Genomic DNA, 23,349 nt, shown 5'->3' with positions numbered 1-23,349 from the left:
TCATATGGCCATCCCCATTTATTTACAGCTGCAGGACGACGGCGGCGCCGCCATAAAGGGATCGGTAGATGTGCAAAAGCGTGAAGGCAGCATCGAAGTGCTGGCCCTGGAACATAGCGTGTACATCCCCACCGACGACAACACCGGCAAATTGACCGGTGCACGGGTGCACACCGCCTTGCTGATCCAGAAGGAGGTCGATGCATCCAGCCCTTATCTGTTCAAGGCCGTCACCAGTGGCCAAACCCTGAAAAGCGCGGAGTTCAAGTGGTATCGCATTGATGACGCCGGGCAGGAGGTGGAGTACTTCAACACCCTCCTGGAGAACGTCAAGGTAGTGAAAGTGGCGCCCAAGATGCACGACATCAAAGACCCCACCAAAGAAAAGCATAACCACTTGGAGTTGGTTGAACTTCGCTACGAAAAGATCACCTGGACCTACAAGGACGGCAACATCATCCACTCCGACGCCTGGACCGAGCGCCAAAGCGCTTGAGCCAATCCAGCGGTCGGTTCGCCGGCCGCTGCCTCCGTTTTCCTGAGGTGTGAATATGGCCCGTCAGCCTGCCGTCCCCTTCTTCGACCACAGCCGTCACCGGCTGCTGGTTCGCACCGTCGATATAGCCTTCGACGTACTGGCTTTTCGCGGCGAAGAAGGGCTGAGCAAACCGTTCGCCTATCACATCGAGTTCACCTCCACCGTGTGCGATATCGCTGCCGATGAGATGCTCGGGCAGGAAGCCAGTTTCAGCCTCCACGCCCGCGCGGCTCACCCGCCATCGCACGTAACCAATGTGGAAGCGGCCAAGCCACTGCGCACGATTTATGGCGTGATTACCCGCTTCAAACGCGTGGCCGGTTCCAACGACCAGGCCTGCTACGAAGTGCTGCTTGAGCCTCGGTTGGCGCTGCTGCAGCGTGGCCAGCAATACCGCATTTATCAGCAGAAATCGGTGCCGCAGATTGTCGAAAGTATTCTGCGCAGCCGCCATGGGTTTCGTGGGCAAGACCTGCTTTTCGCCCTGCACCGTGAATATCCAAAACGTGAACAGGTGATGCAGTACGGCGAAAGCGATCTCACATTTATCGCTCGGCTACTGGCCGAAGTCGGCATCTGGTACCGCTTCACCAGCGATGATCGTCTGGGCATCGAGGTGGTCGAGTTTCACGATGATCAGCGTGCCTACCAGTTCGGTATCGAGTTGCCGTATCGACCCCCATCGGGCACCTCCAGCAGCGGCCAAGACGGCGTTTGGCACTTGCAATCCAGCCATGCCGTCATAGAGCGCCAGGTCCTTGTGCGCAGCTACACGCCGCGTGACGCCACTGCCCATCTCGACGGCGAAATGGTCGCTCGCTCTAGCGCCTCAACCACCTACGGTGAAGACTGCCGATTTGGCGAGCCGTACGTCGCGATGGGGGACGCGCTGGCTGAGCGCGAAGACCTGGAAAGTGAAAGTGGCTACTTCTTCGCGCGTTTGCACCAGGAGCAGTTTCTCAACCGCCAGACTCATCTCAGCGGCATCAGCAGCAGCGCCAGCCTGGCGCCCGGCCAGGTGCTCAGCATCAGCGGCGGCGCGCCGCACGCATTCGCCAGCGGCGCGCTGCTGACCGAGCTGACAACCACTGCCGCGCGGGACCGCAGCCTCACGGTGGAATTCAAAGCCATCCCGTTCTCCCAGCAGTACTGCTTCCGGCCACAACCACTGGCCAAACCGCAAATCGCCGGCACGGTGCCGGCGCGTATCACCAGCACCCAGACCAACCACCCGTACGGCCATATCAACCTCGAAGGGCGCTACAAGGTCAGCTTCCTGTTCGATCGCGACACCTGGGCGTCTGGTGCCGAAAGCCTGTGGCTACGCCTGGCGCGTCCCTACGCGGGCGCCACCCACGGCCTGCACCTGCCGTTGCTAGCCGGCACCGAGGTGGCGATTGCTTTCGAAGAGGGCGACCCCGACCGACCTTATATCGCCCATGCCCTGCACGACAGCAAACACGCCGACCCCGTCACCCTGCGCAACTACAAACGCAACGTGCTACGCACCCCCGCCAACAACAAGCTGCGCCTGGACGACAGCCGTGGCCAGGAACACATAAAGCTCAGCACCGAGCACAGCGGCAAAAGCCAACTCAACCTGGGTCACCTGGTGGATGGCGACCGGAAAAAACGCGGCGAAGGCTTCGAACTGCGCACCGATGGCTGGGGCGCGATTCGGGCCGGCAAGGGGCTGTTTATTAGCGCCGAAGAGCAACGTGGCGCAGGCGGCGAGGTGCTCGCCATGAACGCGGCCACTGCCATGGTGGAAGGGGCCAGACAGCAAACCATTCAGTGCCAGGAAGTTGCCCTGGCCCATAACAGCCGGCAACCGTCACTCGACGGATTGCAGCATCTGCAGAGCGACACCAAGGGCCTGCAAGGGGCGGCCATTTTGCTCAGCGCGCCGCAGGGCATCAGCGCTGTAACACCGGCCAGCCTGTTGCTTCGAAGTGGTGGTGCGCTGCACCTGCAAAGCCAGAGCGAAATCAACATGGCCGCTGCCGAGCGCCTGAGCATTCAGGCCAGTCAGACGATCACCCTGGTGGCCCGGCAAGAGGGACTGCGCCTGGTGTCCGGCAACGGCCCGTTGGAAGTCGAATCCCACGGCAGCTTGCTCAACCTGATTGCCAAGCACGACATCACCGTGCAGACCGCCGAGGGCCATATGCAGCTCACGGCGAAGAACGGCATCACCTTGGCCAGCGGTGGCGGCTTTATCCGCATAACCCCGCAGGGCGAGGTGCATGTGCACAGCACCGGGGCGCTGCTGTTGAAGGGGCAGCACCGTTTTATCGTGCCCGAAAGCAAACAGTTTCCGCTTCCCCAATTACCCAATTTCGCGTGCGCCAGCTGCCTGTTGGCAGCCGTTCTGGGCCCGGTGGCAGCACTACCAAGGGAGGGCCAGGCATGACGTCCGCTCCACTTTTTTCCTGGCTGGATATGTTGCAGAGCGACTGCACGCACACGCCCGGTTTGCGTCTGAATTTCATCGTCGACCAGTGCGGCAGCGGCCTGCAATTGCTGCCGGGCATCGTCAGTGTGTTTTCCCCAGAGGTTGTTCATTCACTGTTCACCGATTTGCCCGAGGCGCACCTGATCGACTTGGCGCCCCTGCTGATTCAGGTGGACTTCAACGAGCCCCTGCAGCGGCAATGGTTTGCCCATCTGCTGAAGGTGATCAACCCCAGCGTGCACGTATTGGCGCTGCACTCGCTATGGCCATTTGCCGACCTGGCCGACTACCTCGGGCGCTGCCTTAACGCGAGCAATGGTGGGGTTTCACACCTGTTCCGCTTTTACGACCCGCGGCTGTTCCCGTTGTTGGTCGGCCACGTATTGGACGCGGCGCAACGGCAGCAATTGCTGCGTCCCGTCTTGAGCTGGAATTGGCTTGATCGCGATGGTGTGTCCCAGCGTTTGACCGGGCATGCCGAGTCGCCAGAGTTGGCGCAGAGCGTAAGCCCCTTCGAGCTGACGGATGCGCAGATGGAAACGTTGGGGTGTGTCTGCGATGCCACAGCAGCTGTACGCAACCTTTATGCAGCGTTGCCCGCTGGGTGGGGCGCCGAGCGACGGTTCCAGGAGTGCTACACCGCCATGCGCAAGGCTACGGAGGCGGGTTTGTTGGTGCCCGATCAACGGGAGCAGTTCGTTTTCGACAGCCTCTGTTCGGTGAACCAACCATGAAAGTAATCAGCAACGTCTCGGCTCAAAACGCTACTCCCAAACACGTGGTGATACTGCTGGGTGCGCTAACCGCGGCGCTCATTGCCAACGCGTCATATGCCGGCGCGCTCTACGGCATCAACCATACGCACTGGGCGATCAATCGCTTTAGCGTTGATGGCAACCCCGCTATCGACGTCGTCGGCCCGTATCAACGGGGAGGTGGCGGCTGGGGCTACACCGCGCCTGAGCGCTGGACGCCAGGGACGACGGTGCGAGTGGATTGGGAAACCGGAGTGGCTTACTCCAAGGATTTCCCTGGGTTTGGCGATTGGCCCAAGTACCTGGAGTGGACGGAAAGAGTCGATGCCCAGAAACGTAAGCACAGCAAGTTGATCGCTGTGCCGGATTACACCGGTCAAGACGTTTGCGGCATGACCGTACATTTTCTGCCGTGCGAGGAACTCCAGGTCACCACGTCATGTTTTGCCTATGGCAACCCAAATTACCCAATCAAAACCCAGCTGCAGTTGCCGGAGCCGACGTCATGCCCGCAGTGACCTATCCGCCACAGTTTCCGGAGCAAAGTCGCTTGCCTAATCGACCTGAGCTGATCTCCCGGAATTCATTTCGACCGAGATCGATGCCGTTTGCATTGAGGCTCTTGTGTCTGGTGTTGCTCACCCTGTCAGCCCAGATGGTTTCGGCCGGCGCACTCTACGGCATCAACCATACGCACTGGGCGATCAATCGCTTTAGCGTGGATGGCAACCCTGCTATCGACGTTGTCGGCCCGTATCAACGGGGAGGTGGCGGCTGGGGCTACACCGCGCCTGAGCGCTGGACGCCGGGGATGACGGTGCGAGTGGATTGGGAAACCGGAGTGGCTTACTCCAAGGATTTCCCTGGATTTCGCGATTGGCTCAAGTATTTGGAGTGGGAGGAAAGAGTCGACGCCCAAACGCGTAAGCACAGCAAGTTGATCGCTGTGCCGGATTACACCGGTCAAGACGTTTGCGGCATGACCGTGCATTTTCTGCCGTGCGAGGAACTCCAGGTCACCACGTCCTGTTTTGCCTACGGCAACCCGCATTACCCAATAAAAACCCCGCTGGAACTGCCGGAGCCGACGTCATGCCCACAGTGACCCATGCGCCCATTTGGTATCCGCCGCAATTTCCTGAGCAGGGCCGCTTGCCCAGTCGCCCCGAACAGGTTTATCGAAACATGTCGCTCCAGAGGCGGATGGAGCGTGACTATCACGGGGCGCTTTCTGTTGCAGCCGGACGGGTTGTGACACCACCTTGCTGCAACACCTTGCACATCAGCCTGTTTTTCGACGGTACCGGCAACAACCTGTTTGACGATCTTTACCGTTCCCAGATTCCACACCCCACTAATATTGCGCGTCTCTTCCGCGCCACAGTAGGCACTGGCTATGCGGGTGGGGCAGCTAGCGCTGAGGGGTTGACTGACCCACCAGGCACCGGCATGGGCCAGTATTTCAAGTATTACATGCCCGGTGTCGGAACGCCTTTTCCAGAAGTCGGAGACCTCGATTACTCCGACATGGGCCTGGCCTTTGCCTACTACGGCGAAGAGCGCATCAACTGGGGTCTGCTTATGATCATTGATGCCCTGCGCCAATATCTGGATATGCCGAGGATGGGCGATGCCAGCCTCTATGCATCCGTCAAAGCCATGGGGGCAGTAATGAATGCCGGGGGGCGCGGCAGACGGCAAACTGAGTTCAGCAAGCAGTTTCGCGCACTCGAAGCGCCATTACGCATTGCGCTTGTGCAGCCCTCCCAGGGCAGGCCAAAGTTGGTCGGCGTCAAACTCTATGTGTACGGTTTTTCTCGTGGCGCGGCAGCTGCTCGCGCCTTTGTTAATTGGCTTAACGAACTGCTTGGCCACGAGGTGCCGGCCCAGCCAGCGCTGGTGCTGGGTAAGTTGCGTCTTCCAGTCGAAGTGCAATACCTGGGGCTGCTGGATACGGTGGCATCGGTGGGTATCGCCGCCATTGCACCCGGCGCCAGAGGGCAAATGGGCTGGGCCGATGAATCTCAGCAACTGCCGGGCGGGAATGCCCTGGTTAAACGTTGTCTGCATCTGGTCTCGGCGCATGAGCAGCGTTTGTGTTTTCCGTTGGACTCTATCCGCCGGGAGACGGGGGGCTATCCGGTAAATAGCCAGGAAGTAATTTATCCGGGGGTGCATTCAGATATTGGTGGAGGGTATCCGCCAGGTGACCAAGGCAAAGCGAAGGGGAATGACGGTCTTTTAATGTCCCAGATCGTATTACACGATCTATATGCGGACGCTTTTTTTCATGGCGCTCCGTTAAAAGTTTCAATAGACACTCTGCCTGATGAGTTGAGCCACGAGACCTGGCGAGCGATGAGGTTTGAAGTAGCCGATGAGTTTCGTGTTACGTCGATGCTGATTGCTAGGTTCAACGCATGGTGCAAGCTAACTCAAGAGGTTTCTTATAACGCTCCAAAGTTGGCTTCATCCAAAAACGAAATAGACCTATACCAGCCTCTACCCGCCACCGACACTTTAGAAAAGGCGTCGCGTACTCAGCTCGGCTGGCTCACCGCCTGGCGTATTGATCGCTACGCGTTCGCCAGCCTTAAAAATACTGCCTTCTACCGTCACGCAACCGATACCCATAGAGACCCCCCTCAACTCGCCCGCGCTAGAGCCGAGCGCGCCGCCGCACAGGTGAAAGTTACCGAGAGGCGCAAGGCTTACCAGCGGTCAGTAAAGAACGGCAATGCAGAGCAAAAGGCTCTGGAACCGGGCATCAAGCCTATCGATCCGGACCTGGCCCAAACCCAGCTTCGTGAAGCCGCGCAGGAGTTTGCTGGGGCCTTCCGTGACCCCAACCACCTCAGGCTTGCAGTACATCGACTTATTCCCGCACGCGCGCCCTCCCTTATCGTCTACGAAGTCATCCATGTCGACGCCGGTGCCGAATGCCTGCAACTGAAGGCGGCGGGTCGGGCTCGGCTCGGTCAGTTGTTTCCGCCGCCGGCCGGGTACTACAACCACCTTGACGACAATCACCGTGGTCAGGTGGACGAAAGCCTCAATGCCCATAAACCCGAAGGCATGCTTCGCGCCTTGTTCGACGATCACGTACATGACTCGCGCGCCTGGTTCGTCTACGCCTTGGGCCGCGAGCCCATGGGCAGCTTTTTCCGTGAGCGGATGGTGTTTTTCGGCAACGCCAGCAGGCGCGAACTGGCGCTCAACGATCAACAGGACAACACCTTGTTAGCCGCGCACATAGTGCCGGCGCCAGCGCCTGAAATGACGCCCGAGCGGTTGGCGCAAGTTCAACGCGAAGGTGAGGAGCGACACCGTGCCTATCAGGCGTCGCTGGAGAGGGTGCGCCATGAGGCTACTTGATTCGGCATCCTGGTCGGGTGCTCACACATCGCTGTTAAAACGCGTACAGGTCTCATTGCGCGGCTCTCTTACTTTAACGTTGGCTTTGTCCGCTCACACTGTTTCCGCCGGCAACATATACGGCATCAACCATACGCATTGGGCTATCAATCGTTTTAGCGTGGATGGCCGAGCCTCAATCGACGGAATAGACCCTTTTCAAAGGGGCGGTGGTGGGAATGGTTATTCCGTTCCTGCGCGCTGGAAGTCCGGTTTTACAGTGCGTGTGGACTGGGAAACGGGAATCGCTTTTCCAAAGGGTTTTCCGGGATTTGCTGACGATGAAAGGTACGACGCTTGGGCTAGGGAAGTTCGTAGCCAAAGTCGCCAACTTTCCAAAAACGTCCCTGTACCGGATTACACCGGCCAGGAAGTATGCGGCCTGACCGTCCATTTCCTCCCCTGCGACGACATCCAGGTCACCACCTCCTGCTTCGCCTACCGGCACCCCGAGTACCCGATCAAAACCCCGCTGCAATTACCGGAGCCTGCCTCATGCCCCCGGTAAACCTGCTCGCCTGCCAAAAGGGGAAACCATGAAAGCGTTCCCGCAGTTCCTCCCTTATCCATTGAATCCGCGACCGGCGTATTTGCGTTGGTTGACGACGGGCGCGGTAATGCTCTGTCTTGTGGCGGTGACGGGGATGCAGGTGAGTTCGTTTGTAGAGCCACGCTTGGCGCTGTCGGCCGGCGTGCTGGTGATGATGGGCTGGCTGCTGGCCTTGATCTTGCGGATGCTTTACCACCATGCCAATCGAGCCAACGCCAAGCGCTACGCCTGGGGAAACGCTCAGGTTCACCAATGTTGGTGGCAGGCGCACCGTCAGCATGTGTCGATGATAGAAAGCGTGATGATTGGCGCCGCCTGCAGCCCGGCCGAGTCGGTGCCGGAGTTGTTTGCAAGCACCCACCTGCCAGGGTTTGACGCGCGCCCCGACAAGTCGCTGCTTCGCTCGACCCTGGTGTACCAACGGACGCGAGTCGCACGTGAGGCAGAGCTGGCGCGTTGGCTCGCGTGGCAGTGGCAGGAGGAGTACCCGGCGTCCGCCGCCGTGCAGCCGCTCCAGTGTTATTGGTTGGGCTCGCCCGAGGCCTGGCAGGCATTTACTGCCCGTGTAGCAGAGTTGATGCCACTGGCGCGTTTGCCTCAGCAGCCCCAGCCCTGGCAAGGGATTGAAACCCTCGATGGCATTATCGACAGCCTGCAAGGCGCAGCGGCGCCGGCGCGCGTGCTGTGCGCAGGCTGTCTGTCCCTGGATGACGTTGCCCAAGCGGGCGAGGCAGCTGTGCTCTGGTTGCTGGGCCCGCAAGGAGGGCCGCATGTTCTGCGCGGGGAGTGGGTTGGCACTGATGCCGACGCGTTGCCCGCTGCGGCGCAGCGCGCCCTCAAGCAGGCTGGGCTCGATAAACCTGCGCAAGCCTGTATGTCGTTCAGTCAGCCAGCGTCGCTGGAGGTCGGGAAAATCGGTTGGGACATCGCCGAGCATTTGCAGGACGCGCAGTTCGGCGCGCTTGGCGAATTGGCGCCCATGGTCACGCTCACCCTTGCTTGCGAGTATGCGCGGAGCCAGCTGCAGCCCTGCGCCTGGCTGGCCAGCGACCCGCAGCATACGTTGGCCCTTGGTGTGGTGCTGCCGGATGTATAACGCCGAGTCGTCACCTCCCAGCACCTGGCCCGCGTTGCTGTTGGTGGCAGCGGCGGCTGCGGTTGTCGTCTTGCTGATTTTTGCCTGGGCGCTGCCCGGTGATGCCCCGTCCTTCGAATGGGGGACGTGGCCAGGCTGGTGGCGCAACGCATTGGCTGTGTGGGCGCTATTGACCGTGTTTGGGTGTGTGACATGGTCCGTTGTCCACGGAGGCGTCGCCCAACTGCAAGGCCACGAACGGCTGCCGCTCTGGGGCAGATGGCGCCAGTGGCGGGAAGCGCAATGCGAAGGGCCTTGCGCGGATATCGCGGCGACCATGCGCGAGCAGCTGGGTACTTTCTGGCGTCACCAGGCGCGCATTTTGCTGGTTACCGGCGAGCTGGAGGAGATCGAGTTGCTGGCGCCCGGCCTGACCCACAGAGGCTGGCTACACGACCAACACACCGTGCTGTTGTGGGTCGGTGTTTCTCAGGCAAAACCTGATCTGGACCTGCTTAAGCAATGGCGTTCATTGCGGCCTTGGCGTCCGTTGGATGGCATCGTTTGGGTGCTGAACAAAGCTCAGCGAGACAACCCTGCCGCCATGGCGGCGGGTGCCGGGTTCCTGCAGGGCGTCGTGCAGGCATTGCGTTGGCGGGCGCCGCTGCACCTGTGGCAGCTCTGCGCCAGTGAGTGGCCGCAGCCGGCGCGGCCGGAACAGGCGGTGGGTTGCGTACTACCGGCTGTGGTCGATGCCACGCAGTTTCAGGTGTTCCTGCAAGCGCTTCTACAGCCCTTGTTTCGACAGGGGCTGGCGCAGTTGCAGGCCAATACCTCGCACGATTTTCTCTGGCGTCTGGGCCGCGATTTGCAAGCCGAGGGAATCGCTCGCTGGGGCCAGGCGCTGGCCTCGTTATTGGAGCGGCCCAGCCGCCATGTGCGGCTTCGTGGCGTGTGGTTCAGTCTGCTGCCGCCAAGCTCTGGCGAGGGCAGGGCGCAGCCGGCATGGCGTCTGTCGCCCGCTTGGGCGGGAGTCGTCGAAGACCGCGCGCGGGGACGACGGCTGGGCTGGGCAGGCCCCCGCGTTTTGTATGCAGCATTGCTGGTGGTCGTCGGGCTAGCGGCGGTGGGGCTGGTGCTGTCATTCGTGAGTAACCAGATGCTGATCGGGCAGACGCAGCACCGGCTGGCCGCGCTTGAGCAGGCGGGCGGGAGCGATGAACAGGTGCTGGCCCTGCATGAACTGGTGCATGAAGTGGCACGTCTGGAGCACCGTGAGCGCGCTGGTGTGCCGTGGTTTCAGCGCTGGGGCCTGAGCCGCAACGAAGCGTTGCTGGCGGCGTTGTGGCCGCGCTACGGGGAGGCCAATAACCAGTTGTTGCGCGATCCGCTGGCGGCCGGTTTGCACGCGCAGTTATCGGCGCTGGTAGCGTTGCCGGCGCAAAGTCCACAGCGTGCTCAGCGTGCTGTCGAGGCCTACGACTTGCTCAAGGCCTATTTGATGATGGCCCGCCCCGAACGCAGTGACCGGGTGTTTCTGGCGTCTGCACTTGCGGCTGTGGCGCCACTGCCAAACAGTCCAAGCGACGGGGTGACGCCTTCGCGCTGGCAGGCACTGTCCCCGGGACTGGCAGAGTTTTATACCGTGCACCTGGCGGCGCATCCGCACTGGAAGATTCGCGCCGACATGCCGTTGGTGGCTCGAGTGCGCCAGGTGTTGCTCAGCGAGTTGGGGCAGCGCAATGCTGAGGCCAGCCTGTACCAGCAGGTGCTGGATGCTGCCGCGATCAACTATCCGGCGCTGGGGCTCGATCAGTTGGTGGGTGAGACTGATGCCCAGGCGTTGTTTGCCACCACGGCATCGGTACCGGGCATGTATACCCGTCAGGCCTGGGAGGGCCAGGTGCGTCAGGCCATCGATGAGATTGCCGAAGCGCATCGGGAGAAAATTGACTGGGTGCTCAGTGATGCGCCTGCCGAGCTTGGCAGTGCGCTGTCGCCGGAGCAGCTCAAGCAACGTCTGGTGGCGCGCTATTTTCAGGATTACAGCAACGCCTGGCTGCGGTTTCTCACTAGCCTAAGGTGGCAAAAAGCGGCCAGCCTGGCGCAGGTGATCGACCAACTGACGGTGATGAGCGATGTGCGCCAGTCACCGTTGATTGCCCTGCTCAATACCCTGGCGTACCAAGGGCAGGCGGGCAGCCGTAAACCCGCATTGACCGACACGTTGCTGGACTCGGCGCAACGGCTGCTCGCCACCACACCGGTGGCCATGATCGACCAGCGCGCACAGAGCCCTGACGGGCCGCTGACCGCCACCTTTGCGCCACTGCTGGCGCTGCTCGGCAAAGGCGAGGAGGGCAGTGACGAGCCGCACTTGAGCGTGCAGGCCTTGCTTACCCGAGTAACGCGCGTGCGCCTGACCTTGCAGCAGGTGAGCAGCGCCCAGGACCCGCAACACATGACCCAGGCGTTGGCGCAAACCGTGTTCCAGGGCAAAGGCGTTGACCTGACGGATACCCGCGCCTACGGCCGCCTGCTCGCCGCCAGCCTCGGCGCCGAGTGGGGGGGCATTGGTCAGACCTTGTTTGTGCAACCTCTGGAGCAGGCTTGGGAGCGGGTGTTACAGCCCTCGGCCGCGGCGCTCAATCGGCACTGGCAGCGGACCATCGTTGGTCCTTGGGAGCAGGCATTTACCGGACGCTATCCCTTTGCCGCCACCACCAGCTCAGCGTCTTTGCCGATGTTGGGGCAGATGATTCGTGCCGACTCCGGCCGCATCGAGCAGTTTTTGCAGCGAGAGCTTGCCGGGGTGTTGCGAAAGGAAGGCTCGCATTGGGTGGCCGATCCCAGTCATAGCCAGGGGCTGCGGTTCAATCCGGCGTTTCTGACGGCTATCGGCCAACTCAGTCAGCTCGCCGACGTGCTGTTTACCGACGGTGGCATGGGGCTGGGTTTCGAGTTGCAGGCCAAGCCTGTGCAGGGTGTCGTGCAAACCACGCTCATTCTGGATGGGCAGCGCTTGCATTATTTCAACCAGATGGAACGGTGGCAGCGCTTCATCTGGCCGGGTGTTGGCGACCATCCGGGAGCCAGCCTGACCTGGACCAGTCTGCGTGGCGGCGAGCGTCTGTTCGGTGATTTTGCCGGGCCCTGGGGGCTGATTCGGTTGCTGGAGCTGGCGCAGGTAAGCGCGCTGGACGACAGCGACAGCCGTTACCGGCTGCAGCTGAAAACCGCAGACAACCTGCTACTTACCTGGCACCTGCGCACCGAGTTGGACGCCGGGCCGCTGGCGTTGTTGCGGCTGCGCGGCTTTCGCTTGCCGACTCAGATCTTTCTCGATGAGCCGCGTGGGTCTGCACGCGCGGAGGAGCGCCTATGACGTTGCAAACGTTGATCGAAAGCTGTCTGGAACAGACCGATGGGCTGGCCCTGGCACGGCAGCAGGCGGTGGTCTGGGAACCCTGGTTGCAAGTGCTGGAACAGCATCCGCCAGTGGGTGTGGACCCCGGTTACCACGATGATTTTCAGCAGATGCGCGAAGAGCTCGACAAATTGTCCGGTGTAAATGCCGCGCGGGTGGGCAACCTGGCGCAGACGCTGTTGACCGATCACTGCAAGGACCTGCGCGTGGCCACCTATTACGTATGGGCCCGCTTGCATCAGCACGGTGAGGCGGGGCTGGCCGATGGGTTGATGCTGGTGGCCGCGCTGGTCGATCGCTTTGGCTGTCAGTTGCTGCCCGCGCGTGCCCATGGGCGCAAGGCGGCGCTGGAGTGGTTGGCTGGGAGCAAGGTGCTGGCGAGTTTGTCGTTGTACCCGGAAGTGGCCAAGGCGGATGCGCAGCGCACGGCGGCGGCGTTGGTGTGGCTCAACCACAGCCTGGCTGCCTGGCCAACGGCTCAGCAGCCCGACTTGGCGCCGTTGCACGCTGCCTTGGCGCAACGTGTTGCCCAGGCCGGTGGCGTGAACGCGCTCGTGCCGCAAACCAGCGCCAGCGGTGACGCCAGTTCGCCACCGCTGGCGGCTATTCAATCGGGTCGTGACTTGCTGGAGCAGGGCCGGGTGCTGGCGATCTACCTGCGTGAGCAGCCGCTGGGGTGGCTGGCGGCCCATCGGCTGATGAAAACCCTGCGTTGGGACACCCTGCAGAAACTCCCTCCCTTGGGAGCCCAGGGCCATACGCGGTTGGCGCCTCCCCGCCCGGATTACCGTGCGCAGCTGCGGCGTCTGTACCTGCAACAGGCCTGGAGCGAGCTGCTGGAGCTGGCTGAGCGGGTGTTTGCCGAGGGCGTCAATCATTTCTGGCTGGACCTGCAGTGGTACCTGTTTCAGGCACTGAGCAAACAACCCGAACCGCAGGCAGGTTGGGCCGCTGTGGTTGCAGGTGATCTGGGGCTGTTTCTGCAGCGCTTGTCGGGGCTTGAGGCGCTGTGCTGGAGCGATGGCACACCATTGGCCGATGCCAGCACTCGCGAGTGGATCGCCCACCAGGTTTGCCCGGCCCCACGCCAGTGGCTGCCCGCGGCCGCGCCGATAGCGGCAGCCGCAGATGACATCCTGGCGCTGGAAGGCGAAGCCCTGGCGCAGGCTGACAGCGACGGCGTGGAGGCCGCACTGGCTTGGTTGGCCGCGCGTCCGGATATCCATAGCGGGCGCCAGCGGTGGCTGCTGCGTTTGCTGATGGCGCGGGTAGCTGAGCAGTGCGGCAGGAGCGAGTTGGCCATTCATTTGCTCGAGGAGCTGGACCAGCGTGCCGAACAGTTGGCACTGCTGGCGTGGGAGCCGGAGCTGGGCTTCGAGGTCAAGGTACGGCTGCTCAAATTGCTGCGCAGCAAAAGCGTCCCATATAACGGCGACAAGAGCCTGCACAGCACGCGTATGCATGCGCTGCTGGCGGCGCTGGTGGCCATCGACCCACTGCGTGCCGCCGTGTTGTGTGGCTGAGCCTTTTGCGTGAGTAGTACGAGCGACCATGGATAACCTGACGCTGCATTATTTCGAAGCCGAAATGCGATACCTGCGCGAGGCAGGCAAGGAATTCGCCGAGGCGTTTCCCGACCGCGCCGCGCAGCTGAATCTGGATAAATCGGGCGCCCGTGATCCGTATGTCGAGCGGCTGTTCGAAGGCTTTGCGTTTCTAATGGGTCGTTTGCGGGAAAAAATAGACGATGACCTGCCGGAGCTGACCGAAGGCTTGGTCAGCCTGTTGTGGCCGCATTACCTGCGCACCATCCCTTCGCTGTCGGTCGTCGAACTGGCGCCGGAACTGGCGCAGATGGACAGCTGTGAGCACGTTGCGCAGGGCTTTGAGGTGGTATCGCGACCTATTGGGCCGCAGCAGACGCGTTGCCGTTACAGTACTACCGAGCCCATTACCTTGCGGCCTATGGCGCTGGAGTCGCTGCGCCTGGCGCAGGAGACCGATGGGCGTTCGGTGCTGCGTCTGCGGTTCAGCCGTGGGCCGCTGGTCGACTGGCAGATGGTAGACAGAAGCCGCCTGTCGCTGTACCTCAACGCCGATGCGCCGCTGGCGTGTGCATTACACCAGGCACTGACGTTGCAGGCCCAGACGGTGTACGTGCAGTTGGCCGGCGAGGTTGAGCGCACCGCGGTAGAGGCCTGTTTCATGCCCAAGGGATTTGCGCCGCAGGAGCGCCTGTGGCCAAAGGGCCAGGCTTCATTCAGCGGTTATCAGCTGTTGTTGGAATACTTCAGCTTCCGCGAAAAATTCATGTTCGTGAACCTGTGTGGGCTGGAGCATCTGGAACTTGAGGCTTCTGTGCCCTGGTTCGAGCTCGATGTGGTGTTGAGCGAGCCATGGCCTGAAGCGTTCGCGCTCAGCGCGCAGCACCTGCGCCTGCATTGCGTGCCGGTGATCAATCTGTTTGCGCTGGAAGCGGACCCGCTGACGCTGGCGCCTTTGCAGACCGACTACCTGCTGCGGCCCATGCGCTTGCAGGATGGCCATATCGAAATTTATTCGGTGGACGAGGTGAGTTCATCCCGTAAGGCCGAACGCTACCCGTATGTGCCCTTCACCAGCTTTCGACACAAGGGCGGCATGTTGCGTGACGATGCTCCCGAGCGGTATTTCCATACGCGGCTCAAGCGCGCGGGCAATGGCTTGCTCGATACCTGGCTGATTCTGGGCGGTGAGGGGTATGAGCAGGATTGCCTGGGCACGCAGCAAAGTCTGTCGTTGCGCCTGACCGGTACCAACGGCCAACTGCCGCGCAAGGCACTGCAAAGCACCTTGCTCGATACCATGGCGCAGGCCACGCAAACAGCCATTCGGGTGCGCAATCTGTGTGCGCCTACCCAGCCCTGCTACCCGCCGAACCGCGACCGTTTTCATTGGCGTGTGTTAAGCCACCTGGGCTCCAACTTCTTGTCGATGCTCGACAGTGCCGAGGTATTGCGCGGAACCCTGGCGCTTTATGACTGGACGCACAGCGAACTGAACCGTCGGCGTCTGGAGGCAATTATCGATGTGCGCCATCACCTGATTCAGCGCTTCGAGCGCGGCTTTGTGCTGCGAGGGGTGGATATTGAAGTGACGCTGGATGCCCAGGGCTTTTGCGGGGAGGGCGATATCCACTTGTTCGGCGAATTGCTCAGCCGGTTTTTTGCGGCGTATGCCGATGTTCATCTGTTCAACCAGCTCACGCTGATTCTGCAACCCACGGGTAAATGTCTGCGATGGAACGAGAACCACAGTCTGCGTATTCCCGGTTGAAGCACAGCGGTTTGCTGGCAACGCTTGAGGGGAGAGTTTCCGAGGCCAGCGTGTACCGCTTTTGCCAACTGCTGGAGCTCGCGATGCCGGGCGATCCGCCATTGGGCAGCACCGCGAATCCGGCGCACGACCCGGTGCGTTTTCGCCCCGACCCGGGCATGGGGTTTCCAGCCGGTGAATTGAAAAGTATCGAACTCGATAGCGCCGGGCCCTTGCGGCCCGCCACAGTTCGCACCTGTTTGTTGGGCCTGTATGGCGTCGATTCGCCGTTGCCTGCGGCGTACCTGGACGACATCAGCCAACGCCGCGAAGGGCATGAAGCCCTCGAGGCCTTTCTGGATATCTTCAATCACCGGATTTTCACCCAGTTCTACCGCATCTGGCGCAAGTACTCCTACCCGGCAACGTTTGAGGCCGGGGGCGTGGATGCCACCTCCCAGTGTTTGCTCGGGTTGGTGGGCCTGGGCATCCCGGGTACTGCCTCGCACATCGGCACGCCGGTTTCGCGCTTTCTCGCCTTGCTCGGGGTGATGGGGCTGCCGACCCGCAGTGCCGAGGGTATTGCCGCAGTGGTCCAGGTGCTGGCTCCGGCCACACGCGTGGCGGTGACGCCACACAGCCCCCGTCGGGTAACGATGGCGCCACTCCCAGGCCTCTTCCCACGGTGCCCGCCGGTACTGGGGCAAGGGTGGCCGCTGGGCGGCAGCGGGCAAGATGTGAACAGCGAGGTGCGCGTGTTGTTGCTCGTCGACGATCTGCAGCAGGCCGGCTGTTGGCTCCCCGGCGGGCAGCTGTTGCCGGATCTGCTGGTGCTGCTGCGGGTGTATCTGGGCTGGCGTTGCACGGCCAACCTGCAGCTGTCGATTCCCGTGCGCTGCCTGCCGGAACCGGTCTTGGGCAGTGCGTCGGTGTTGCTGGGCATGACGGCCCGCCTGAATGCCGACACCGCCAGTCAGCATCGCATTACTGTCAATCTGGGCCGCTATCAAGGCCTGCGCCGCAATCCTTGCCAGCGAGAGAGTCAGCATGTCGCTTACCGTTTTTAACGCTGCGTTGTGGCTGCTGGTCTGCTTGCAACTGACAGCCTGCGGGCTCGCACAGACCGTCGGCGATGCCAGCGCCGCGACGGCAAAAGCGCTGTTCTACAAACAAGTGAACACCCTGCACCTGGATTTCACTGGCCGCGCTGCGCTCAACACCTATATGACGGACATGAATGCCTTGTCGGTGACCACCCTGGTGCGGGTTTACCAGCTACGCGACAGTCAGCTCATGCAGCGCGCAGCCTATGAAAGCCTCCTGGACGATGGCAGCACGGTCCTGGCTGCTGACCTGCTGGGTGAACATGCGGTGGTGATCAAGCCCGGGGAGGGCGCTCGGTTGGACGTCCCCCTGGCAGAGGACGCGCGTTTCGTGGCTGTGGTGGCACTGTTTCGCCAACCCGATTTACGGGCTCACTCCTGGCGCCTGATTGTGCCGCGCGAGGCGTTGCATCCGGACCGAGCGCGGGTGGTCGAGCTGGCCGACAACCGTCTTGTTTTGCGCCGGCTGGCCGAGGACTGAACCATGCACGAGCAAGGCCCTTCGCTGTACGAACTGCTGCTGCAGAATTTTGCCGGCGAACTGCCGTTGGACCAGGTGCACGAGCAAGACCAGGTTGTGCTGTCTGTGCTCGACAACCTGCAGCGCTTGCTTAACAGCCGCCAGGGTGCGCTCAGCCATTTGCCGGATTACGGCATTGAAAATCTGGAGCTGGTTCTACATGGAGTATCCGGCAAGGCCCACCTGCTGGTGGACAGCATGCAGGCGATGCTGCTGCGGTATGAGCCGCGTCTGGCTCAGGTAACGGCGCGTCTGTTGCCGACCACGCAGGCTGGTCGACTGGACTTGGCCCTTGATGTGCGACTGAAAAGCGGCGAACGGGCTCGCTTCGGTACGGCTGTGGCGCCTGAGGGCAACGTGCTGCTGCGCCATCTGAAACAGCATTTCCAGGGGCTGCAATGAGCGCTGCCGAAGACTCGTTTCTGGTTCTGCCCAGCACCTCCTGGCGGCTGGGTGGCGACCCACGTGTGCGCCTCGAATTCAAAGCGCTGCAGGATGAACTGAGAAAGTTGAATCACCCTGCGCGCCCTGACCTGGATTGGCACGAGGTCGAGCGTTTGTGCCTGGTAGTGCTGCAGCGCAATGGTGTGGATATCCAGACGCTGGCCTGTCTGGCATTGGCGCGCAGCAATCGTTTTGGCGTTGCCGGTACACTGGAGGGCGTCGAGTTGGTGGACGACCTGCTACGGGTGCACAGCCCGCGCGCCTGGCCAACAGGCGCTGAGCAGCGGATGGAAATTTTCGCGTGGTTGTCTTCCCACGAGCAGATACAGCTACGTGCTGCCGGTTTGGCGATGCACGACCTGCCCATGCTGGTGGAGTTGGACAGCGCCCTGGCGCGGTTGCATGCGCGCCTGGATCGTCTTCTCCAATTGCCGGTAATGCCACTCCACGGTTTGCGCCAATTGGTGGGCTCGGTCATCCAACGATTGCAGCGACAAACACCGGCATTTTCTGCACCGGCTTCGCCAACCGTAATGCCGCGGCCGCGAAGGGGCGCGGGGCCAGCCCTGTGGCTGTGGGTTGCCTTGGGCGTTGTAGGCTGCCTTGGCTTGCTAGGGTGGGGCAGCGCGCTGTTTGGGCCGAGCAAAAGCCTAGAGCGCACCAGGTTTTCGCCCAGTAATCTGGCCGCGGTCGAGGAGGGGGCACTTGTCGCGACGCTCGCGGTTTTTCGCCCTGGTAGTGCCGAACTAAGCTCCGAGTCGACCCACACCTTGATGGCCGCGCTGGCCGGCATCAAGGCGCAAGCGGGCCGCCTGATCGTGATTACCGGTCATACCGATGGTTCGGGCGACGTCGCGGCTAACTTGCGTCTGTCGCGGGCGCGGGCCGCCACCGTGCGGGATTGGATACAGCGGATGACGGGGATTGCCGACAACTGCTTTGCCATTCGGGGCGTAGGTGCCAGTCAGGCATTTGCCAGCAACGACACGGCGGTTGGGCGAACGGCCAACCGCCGTGTGGACATTAGGTGGGTGCCGCAAGAGGGCGCTTGTCTGACCAATAACGGCAGCGAGGCACTGTAGGAGATGCTCGCCGCCCGTTTGCGAATTGCAGATTTTACGCGGTTGGCGGCGTATGGGTTGAACACTGGGTTATGCCTGCGACGTCTGCTCGCCTGTGCACTGGTGAACAGATGACGACAGTGAATCAGCAGGCCGGTTGGTCGCAGGAGGGACGCATGAGCATTACCGACGCGAGCAAAGCAATACGGATGACGCTGCTATCTAATCGGGGATTTCGTCCGCTTTTATTGGCTGGCAGCGTGTTGGTTTTGTCAGGGTTCATGCTTTGGTTGCTGGTCCTGCAGCAGCCTTGCGGTCAGGGTCCAACGGGCGTTGGGTTGGCATGGCATCGGCATGAACTGATATTCGGCTTTGCATGCGCAATCATCGTAGGTTTTCTGCTGGCTGCGGTGCAGGCATGGACAGGTCGCCCGAGTCTCTCGGGAGTGCCGTTGGCGGTTCTGGTAGCCGTCTGGCTGGTGGCCCGATTGAGTTGGTGGTTTGCGCAGCCGTTGCTGTGGTTGGCAGCAGTTTGTTGGTGCGCGTTACTGGCGCTGTATGTGTATCACTATGGACCCATGTTGTGGAGCCGAAGCGCTAATGGGCCTGTTGGGTAAGGGGGGCAAAGCATTTTTGTTGTTTAAGTTTGTCCACCTCGCTGCCGCCGCGCTTTTTAGCGGTGGGGTATTTTTTTGAGGTGATTATCTTGAGCCGCGCCACAGGCGTGCTGCATCGGGGCGCGCGAACTACTCTCCAGGTCGTTGCGCCTGCAGGCGCCCCTGTTCATGCATTGGGTAGTTCTGGCCTTGTATGGCGCCGGCCTGGCGTTAGCCTGGCGCTACCGCGCGGCGCTGGTCGATCCATTGGCCAGCCGTTTCGGCACGTTACTGGCGCTGAAGATTTGCCTGGGTTTAAGCGTGCTCGCGCACTTTGTTGACGTGGTGTTGCTGATACGCAGCGGTCGGATGACAGCAAGGCGCTCGCACTTGATTCATGCAACGTGTTGGTGCAGATGCTTGGTGTCCTGTTTTTGGCCAAGGCGATGGTTCTTTGAATTGAAAGGCAACGGCACTCTGCTGGTACGAATCGACCAGCATGAAAAAGCCCTCACAAGGAGGGCTTTTTTTAGCGACTGCGGGCTTCAGACGTTGAAGCGGAAGTGCATCACGTCGCCATCTTTGACCACGTAATCTTTACCTTCCAGGCGCCACTTACCGGCTTCCTTGGCACCAGCCTCACCCTTGAACTGGATGAAGTCGTCGTAGGCAATCACTTCGGCGCGGATAAAGCCTTTTTCGAAGTCGGTGTGAATAACGCCAGCCGCTTGCGGCGCAGTGGCGCCGACGCGCACGGTCCAGGCGCGAACTTCTTCGACGCCAGCGGTGAAGTAGGTTTGCAGGTGGAGCATTTCGTAGCCCGCGCGAATCACGCGGTTCAGGCCAGGCTCTTCGAGGCCCAGAGCCTCGAGGAACATGTCCTTTTCTTCGCCGTCATCGAGCTCGGCGATTTCCGCTTCGATTTTGTTGCACACCGGCACCACGATCGCGCCTTCTTCGTCGGCAATGGCTTTCACCACGTCAAGCAGCGGGTTGTTCTCGAAGCCGTCTTCGGCCACGTTGGCGATGTACATCACTGGCTTGGTGGTCAGCAGGTGGAAGCCGCGAATGATCAGCTTCTCGTCCGCACCCATGTTCTTCATCAGGCTACGCGCGGGCTTGCCTTCGGTGAAGTGGTTGATCAGTTGTTCCAGCAACGCTTTCTGGGCAACGGCGTCTTTGTCACCGCCCTTGGCGTTGCGGGTCACCTTTTGCAGTTGTTTTTCGCAGCTGTCCAAGTCGGCGAAGATCAGTTCGAGGTCGATGATCTCGATGTCGCGCTTGGGGTCGACGCTGTTGGAAACGTGGATCACGTTTTCGTCTTCGAAGCAGCGCACCACATGGGCGATGGCGTCGGTTTCGCGAATGTTGGCCAGAAACTTGTTGCCCAGGCCTTCACCTTTGGACGCGCCGGCTACCAGGCCTGCGATGTCGACGAATTCCATGGTGGTCGGCAGGATACGTTTGGGATTGACGATGGCCGCCAGGGCATCGAGGCGCGGGTCGGGCATTGGTACGATGCCGCTGTTGGGCTCAATGGTGCAGAACGGGAAGTTCTCCGCCGCGATGCCGGATTTGGTCAGGGCGTTGAACAGGGTGGACTTGCCGACGTTGGGCAGGCCGACGATGCCGCAGTTAAATCCCATGGTGTAACCCTCGCGGAGAAATTCGCTGAAAAAGTGTGGTTATGCCTTCTGGCTGTGCAGAAGTTTCATCGCCCGGTTCCATTCCCCGGCGTAAACCTCTGGCATCACGCCAAGGGCAAAGTCGATGCTGGCATCCAGTTTTTCCTGCTCGGCGCGCGGTGCGCGGCCCAGCACGAAGCCGGAAACCTTACTGGCTTCACCGGGGTGGCCAATGCCAAGCCGCAGACGGTGAAAGGTATTCTGATTGCCCAGTTGCGCGATGATGTCGCGCAAACCGTTGTGCCCACCATGACCGCCGCCTTGTTTGAATTTGGCAACGCCCGGTGGCATATCGAGTTCGTCGTGCGCTACCAGAATGGCGTCTACCGCAATGCGGTAGAAACCGGCCATGGCAGCCACTGCCTGACCGCTGCGGTTCATAAAGGTAGTGGGAATCAACAGACGAATATCGTGGCCCTGATGGCTGAAACGCGCCGTCAGGCCGAAAAATTTGCGCTCTGCTACCAGGCTGACCCCTCGGGCCGCGGCGAGACGCTCAACAAAAAGGGCCCCTGCGTTATGCCGGGTCTGTTCGTATTCAGCGCCTGGATTACCCAGGCCGACGATCAGTTGTACGGCAGTCACGACAGGAGCCCTTCCTTAGACGAGGCGAGTATTACTCGGCTGCGCCTTCTTCTTCATCTTTCGGTACGCGCGAAGCGTGGATGTTGGCTACCGGCAGGTCTTTGCCGTGTGCCAGAGCAACCAGTTCAACGCCGGCTGGCAGAACCAGGTCCGACAGGTGAACGATTTGGCCCAGTTCCACTTTAGCCAGGTCGACGTTGATGAATTCCGGCAGGTCTTTAGCCTCGCAGGAAACTTCAACTTCAGCTGCGGTGTGGGAAACTTCGCCGCCTTGCTGCTTCACGCCAACCGCAGTTTCCTGGTTGATGAAGTGCAGAGGAACGAGAACGGTCAGTTTCTGGCCAGCAACAACGCGCACGAAGTCAGCGTGCAGTACGTGACCTTTAGCTGGGTGGCGTTGCAGTGCTTTGATCACTACAGTTTCAGTCGCGCCGCCAACGGTCAGGGCGATAACGTGGCTGTAGGCAGCTTCGTTTTCCAGCAGCTTGGCGATTTCTTTGGCCAGCAGAGTGATGGAAACCGGAGCCTTGTCACCACCGTAAACTACGGCAGGAACTTGGGCGGCGAGACGACGCAGGCGGCGGCTCGCACCTTTCCCCAGGTCGGAACGCACTTCAGCATTCAGGGCAAAATCAGTCATGGTGAATCTCCAAAATAAACGTCGCCGCCTTTATTGCTTGCGACCGGCAATGGAAGGCGGTGAGGCAAAAAGCCCCGCACGAGGCGGGGCACTTTCGTTCTGCGTTATGCAGCCAGGGATTTAACCCTTAGCGGAACATCGCGCTGATCGATTCTTCGTTGCTGATGCGGCGTACCGCTTCAGCGACTACCGGCGCGATATCCAACTGGCGGATACGTTTGCAGGCTTGAGCTGCTGCCGACAAGGGGATGGTGTTGGTCACCACCAGTTCGTCGAGCATGGAATTTTCGATGTTCTCAATGGCACGACCGGAGAGAACAGCGTGGGTTGCGTAGGCGAATACCTTGGCAGCGCCGTGTTCTTTCAGGGCCTTGGCCGCGTGGCACAGCGTGCCGGCGGTGTCGACCATGTCATCCACGAGGATGCAGGTACGGCCTTCAACATCACCAATGATGTGCATCACTTCGGAATGGTTGGCCTTCTCACGACGTTTGTCGATGATGGCCAGATCCACGCCCAAGGATTTGGCGACAGCGCGAGCACGCACTACACCGCCAATGTCCGGGGACACGATCATCAGGTTTTCAAAACGTTGATCTTCGATGTCGTCCACCAGTACTGGCGAACCGTAGATGTTATCTACCGGAATATCGAAGAAGCCCTGAATCTGGTCGGCGTGCAAATCAACAGTCAGAACGCGGTCGATACCGACAACGGTCAACATGTCAGCCACCACTTTGGCGCTGATAGCAACCCGGGCAGAACGCGGACGGCGATCCTGACGGGCGTAACCGAAGTAGGGGATCACGGCTGTGATTCGAGTAGCCGAGGAGCGGCGGAAGGCGTCAGCCATTACCACCAGTTCCATCAGGTTATCGTTGGTTGGCGCGCATGTCGGCTGGATCAGGAAGACGTCTTTACCGCGGACGTTTTCGTTGATCTCAATGCTGATTTCGCCGTCGGAAAACTTTCCAACGGAGGCATCGCCGAGTGGGATATGCAGCTGACGTACGATACGTCGCGCCAGATCGGGGTTAGCATTCCCCGTAAAGACCATCATCTTGGACACGCGCAGTACCTGCCGGCTGAGGGTATACCTGGATGAGTATAGAAAATGGCAGGGGCGGCTGGATTCGAACCAACGCATGGCAGGATCAAAACCTGCTGCCTTACCGCTTGGCGACGCCCCTGTAATGTGCAACTGGAT

The 23,349-nt window shown here is 60.9% G+C and carries 20 protein-coding genes and 1 tRNA gene; 16 read left to right on the top strand and 5 right to left on the bottom strand.

The features are described from left to right. Positions 1 to 4 precede the first annotated feature (4 nt). The 16 genes from PKE98_RS11785 (at position 5) to PKE98_RS11710 (ending at position 19,253) form a co-directional block, all read left to right on the top strand. Positions 5 to 496 carry an Hcp family type VI secretion system effector gene (locus tag PKE98_RS11785; RefSeq protein WP_271195470.1) on the top strand — a complete coding sequence of 164 codons (492 nt, stop codon included), beginning with the start codon at positions 5 to 7 and terminating at the stop codon, positions 494 to 496. A gap of 55 nt (positions 497 to 551) precedes the next feature. Next, positions 552 to 2,951, top strand: coding sequence for a type VI secretion system Vgr family protein (locus PKE98_RS11780; protein ID WP_271195469.1), 2,400 nt, complete (start codon positions 552 to 554; stop codon positions 2,949 to 2,951). Next, positions 2,948 to 3,727: a toxin Tle1 chaperone Tla1 gene (gene tla1, locus PKE98_RS11775; protein ID WP_271195468.1), complete on the top strand. Its 780-nt coding sequence runs from the start codon at positions 2,948 to 2,950 to the stop codon at positions 3,725 to 3,727. The genes PKE98_RS11780 and tla1 overlap by 4 nt, the downstream gene beginning before the upstream one ends. Beyond that, positions 3,724 to 4,266: a Tli1a family immunity protein gene (gene tli1a, locus PKE98_RS11770; protein ID WP_271195467.1), complete on the top strand. Its 543-nt coding sequence runs from the start codon at positions 3,724 to 3,726 to the stop codon at positions 4,264 to 4,266. The genes tla1 and tli1a (PKE98_RS11770) overlap by 4 nt, the downstream gene beginning before the upstream one ends. Positions 4,267 to 4,349: 83 nt before the next feature. Beyond that, entirely contained in the window at positions 4,350 to 4,853 is a 504-nt protein-coding gene (gene tli1a, locus PKE98_RS11765; protein ID WP_373877849.1) for a Tli1a family immunity protein, read from the top strand. Beyond that, positions 4,841 to 7,123: a T6SS phospholipase effector Tle1-like catalytic domain-containing protein gene (locus tag PKE98_RS11760; protein ID WP_271195466.1), complete on the top strand. Its 2,283-nt coding sequence runs from the start codon at positions 4,841 to 4,843 to the stop codon at positions 7,121 to 7,123. Before tli1a (PKE98_RS11765) ends, PKE98_RS11760 begins: the two co-directional genes overlap by 13 nt. Further along, complete coding sequence (gene tli1a, locus PKE98_RS11755; protein WP_271195465.1) at positions 7,110 to 7,670, top strand: Tli1a family immunity protein; 561 nt, start codon at positions 7,110 to 7,112, stop codon at positions 7,668 to 7,670. The genes PKE98_RS11760 and tli1a (PKE98_RS11755) overlap by 14 nt, the downstream gene beginning before the upstream one ends. Positions 7,671 to 7,698: 28 nt before the next feature. Then, positions 7,699 to 8,808, top strand: coding sequence for a KPHS_23130 family T6SS system protein (locus tag PKE98_RS11750; protein ID WP_271195464.1), 1,110 nt, complete (start codon positions 7,699 to 7,701; stop codon positions 8,806 to 8,808). Between the two features lie 316 nt (positions 8,809 to 9,124). Continuing rightward, a complete protein-coding gene (locus tag PKE98_RS11745; protein WP_373877845.1) occupies positions 9,125 to 12,172 on the top strand; it encodes an ImcF-related family protein in 3,048 nt (1,015 codons plus the stop codon). Then, positions 12,169 to 13,737, top strand: coding sequence for a type VI secretion system protein TssA (gene tssA, locus PKE98_RS11740; protein WP_271195463.1), 1,569 nt, complete (start codon positions 12,169 to 12,171; stop codon positions 13,735 to 13,737). Before PKE98_RS11745 ends, tssA begins: the two co-directional genes overlap by 4 nt. 28 nt (positions 13,738 to 13,765) lie before the next feature. Further along, positions 13,766 to 15,529, top strand: a complete 1,764-nt coding sequence (gene tssF, locus PKE98_RS11735) for a type VI secretion system baseplate subunit TssF (RefSeq protein WP_271195462.1) — start codon at positions 13,766 to 13,768, stop codon at positions 15,527 to 15,529. Next, the gene (gene tssG / locus PKE98_RS11730) at positions 15,493 to 16,575 is read left to right on the top strand and encodes a type VI secretion system baseplate subunit TssG (RefSeq protein ID WP_271195461.1); all 1,083 of its coding nucleotides are present in this window, start codon (positions 15,493 to 15,495) and stop codon (positions 16,573 to 16,575) included. The genes tssF and tssG overlap by 37 nt, the downstream gene beginning before the upstream one ends. Continuing rightward, on the top strand, positions 16,556 to 17,092 hold the full coding sequence (gene tssJ, locus PKE98_RS11725; protein ID WP_271195460.1) for a type VI secretion system lipoprotein TssJ: 537 nt from the start codon (positions 16,556 to 16,558) through the stop codon (positions 17,090 to 17,092). The genes tssG and tssJ overlap by 20 nt, the downstream gene beginning before the upstream one ends. 3 nt (positions 17,093 to 17,095) lie before the next feature. After that, on the top strand, positions 17,096 to 17,533 hold the full coding sequence (tssE, locus tag PKE98_RS11720; protein WP_271195459.1) for a type VI secretion system baseplate subunit TssE: 438 nt from the start codon (positions 17,096 to 17,098) through the stop codon (positions 17,531 to 17,533). Beyond that, positions 17,530 to 18,657, top strand: a complete 1,128-nt coding sequence (locus tag PKE98_RS11715; RefSeq protein WP_271195458.1) for a type VI secretion system ImpA family N-terminal domain-containing protein — start codon at positions 17,530 to 17,532, stop codon at positions 18,655 to 18,657. The genes tssE and PKE98_RS11715 overlap by 4 nt, the downstream gene beginning before the upstream one ends. A gap of 155 nt (positions 18,658 to 18,812) precedes the next feature. Beyond that, positions 18,813 to 19,253 carry an NnrS family protein gene (locus PKE98_RS11710; RefSeq protein WP_271195457.1) on the top strand — a complete coding sequence of 147 codons (441 nt, stop codon included), beginning with the start codon at positions 18,813 to 18,815 and terminating at the stop codon, positions 19,251 to 19,253. Positions 19,254 to 19,777: 524 nt separating this feature from the next. Here the strand turns inward: PKE98_RS11710 and ychF are convergent. The 5 genes from ychF to PKE98_RS11685 form a co-directional block, all read right to left on the bottom strand. Then, on the bottom strand, positions 19,778 to 20,878 hold the full coding sequence (gene ychF / locus PKE98_RS11705) for a redox-regulated ATPase YchF (RefSeq protein WP_271195456.1): 1,101 nt from the start codon (positions 20,876 to 20,878) through the stop codon (positions 19,778 to 19,780). A gap of 39 nt (positions 20,879 to 20,917) precedes the next feature. Continuing rightward, a complete protein-coding gene (pth, locus tag PKE98_RS11700; RefSeq protein ID WP_271195455.1) occupies positions 20,918 to 21,502 on the bottom strand; it encodes an aminoacyl-tRNA hydrolase in 585 nt (194 codons plus the stop codon). Positions 21,503 to 21,533: 31 nt separating this feature from the next. Next, positions 21,534 to 22,142 (bottom strand): 50S ribosomal protein L25/general stress protein Ctc, encoded by a 609-nt coding sequence (locus PKE98_RS11695; RefSeq protein ID WP_271195454.1) that lies wholly within the window; start codon positions 22,140 to 22,142, stop codon positions 21,534 to 21,536. A 127-nt stretch (positions 22,143 to 22,269) separates the two neighbouring features. Continuing rightward, positions 22,270 to 23,211 (bottom strand): ribose-phosphate pyrophosphokinase, encoded by a 942-nt coding sequence (locus PKE98_RS11690; RefSeq protein ID WP_108098481.1) that lies wholly within the window; start codon positions 23,209 to 23,211, stop codon positions 22,270 to 22,272. A gap of 46 nt (positions 23,212 to 23,257) precedes the next feature. Then, positions 23,258 to 23,332 (bottom strand) — tRNA-Gln (locus tag PKE98_RS11685). Between the last annotated feature and the right edge of the window lie 17 nt (positions 23,333 to 23,349).

This window comes from Pseudomonas turukhanskensis, from assembly GCF_027922365.1.
Classification (GTDB): domain Bacteria; phylum Pseudomonadota; class Gammaproteobacteria; order Pseudomonadales; family Pseudomonadaceae; genus Aquipseudomonas; species Aquipseudomonas turukhanskensis.
The sequence above is the reverse complement of the archived record's forward strand: the minus strand, read 5'-3'. Positions and strand labels throughout refer to the sequence as shown.

Bases quoted from the DNA above. Each gene is read 5' to 3' on its own strand.
- PKE98_RS11750 (WP_271195464.1), top strand. From the start codon at position 7,699: ATGAAAGCGTTCCCGCAGTTCCTCCCTTATCCATTGAATCCGCGACCG.
- PKE98_RS11785 (WP_271195470.1), top strand. From the start codon at position 5: ATGGCCATCCCCATTTATTTACAGCTGCAGGACGACGGCGGCGCCGCC.
- tli1a (WP_271195467.1), top strand. From the start codon at position 3,724: ATGAAAGTAATCAGCAACGTCTCGGCTCAAAACGCTACTCCCAAACAC.
- PKE98_RS11780 (WP_271195469.1), top strand. From the start codon at position 552: ATGGCCCGTCAGCCTGCCGTCCCCTTCTTCGACCACAGCCGTCACCGG.
- tla1 (WP_271195468.1), top strand. From the start codon at position 2,948: ATGACGTCCGCTCCACTTTTTTCCTGGCTGGATATGTTGCAGAGCGAC.
- tssE (WP_271195459.1), top strand. From the start codon at position 17,096: ATGCACGAGCAAGGCCCTTCGCTGTACGAACTGCTGCTGCAGAATTTT.
- PKE98_RS11710 (WP_271195457.1), top strand. From the start codon at position 18,813: ATGAGCATTACCGACGCGAGCAAAGCAATACGGATGACGCTGCTATCT.
- ychF (WP_271195456.1), bottom strand. From the start codon at position 20,878: ATGGGATTTAACTGCGGCATCGTCGGCCTGCCCAACGTCGGCAAGTCC.
- tssG (WP_271195461.1), top strand. From the start codon at position 15,493: ATGGAACGAGAACCACAGTCTGCGTATTCCCGGTTGAAGCACAGCGGT.
- PKE98_RS11715 (WP_271195458.1), top strand. From the start codon at position 17,530: ATGAGCGCTGCCGAAGACTCGTTTCTGGTTCTGCCCAGCACCTCCTGG.
- tssF (WP_271195462.1), top strand. From the start codon at position 13,766: ATGGATAACCTGACGCTGCATTATTTCGAAGCCGAAATGCGATACCTG.
- PKE98_RS11760 (WP_271195466.1), top strand. From the start codon at position 4,841: ATGCCCACAGTGACCCATGCGCCCATTTGGTATCCGCCGCAATTTCCT.
- tli1a (WP_373877849.1), top strand. From the start codon at position 4,350: ATGCCGTTTGCATTGAGGCTCTTGTGTCTGGTGTTGCTCACCCTGTCA.
- PKE98_RS11695 (WP_271195454.1), bottom strand. From the start codon at position 22,142: ATGACTGATTTTGCCCTGAATGCTGAAGTGCGTTCCGACCTGGGGAAA.
- tssJ (WP_271195460.1), top strand. From the start codon at position 16,556: ATGTCGCTTACCGTTTTTAACGCTGCGTTGTGGCTGCTGGTCTGCTTG.
- tli1a (WP_271195465.1), top strand. From the start codon at position 7,110: ATGAGGCTACTTGATTCGGCATCCTGGTCGGGTGCTCACACATCGCTG.
- tssA (WP_271195463.1), top strand. From the start codon at position 12,169: ATGACGTTGCAAACGTTGATCGAAAGCTGTCTGGAACAGACCGATGGG.
- PKE98_RS11745 (WP_373877845.1), top strand. From the start codon at position 9,125: ATGCGCGAGCAGCTGGGTACTTTCTGGCGTCACCAGGCGCGCATTTTG.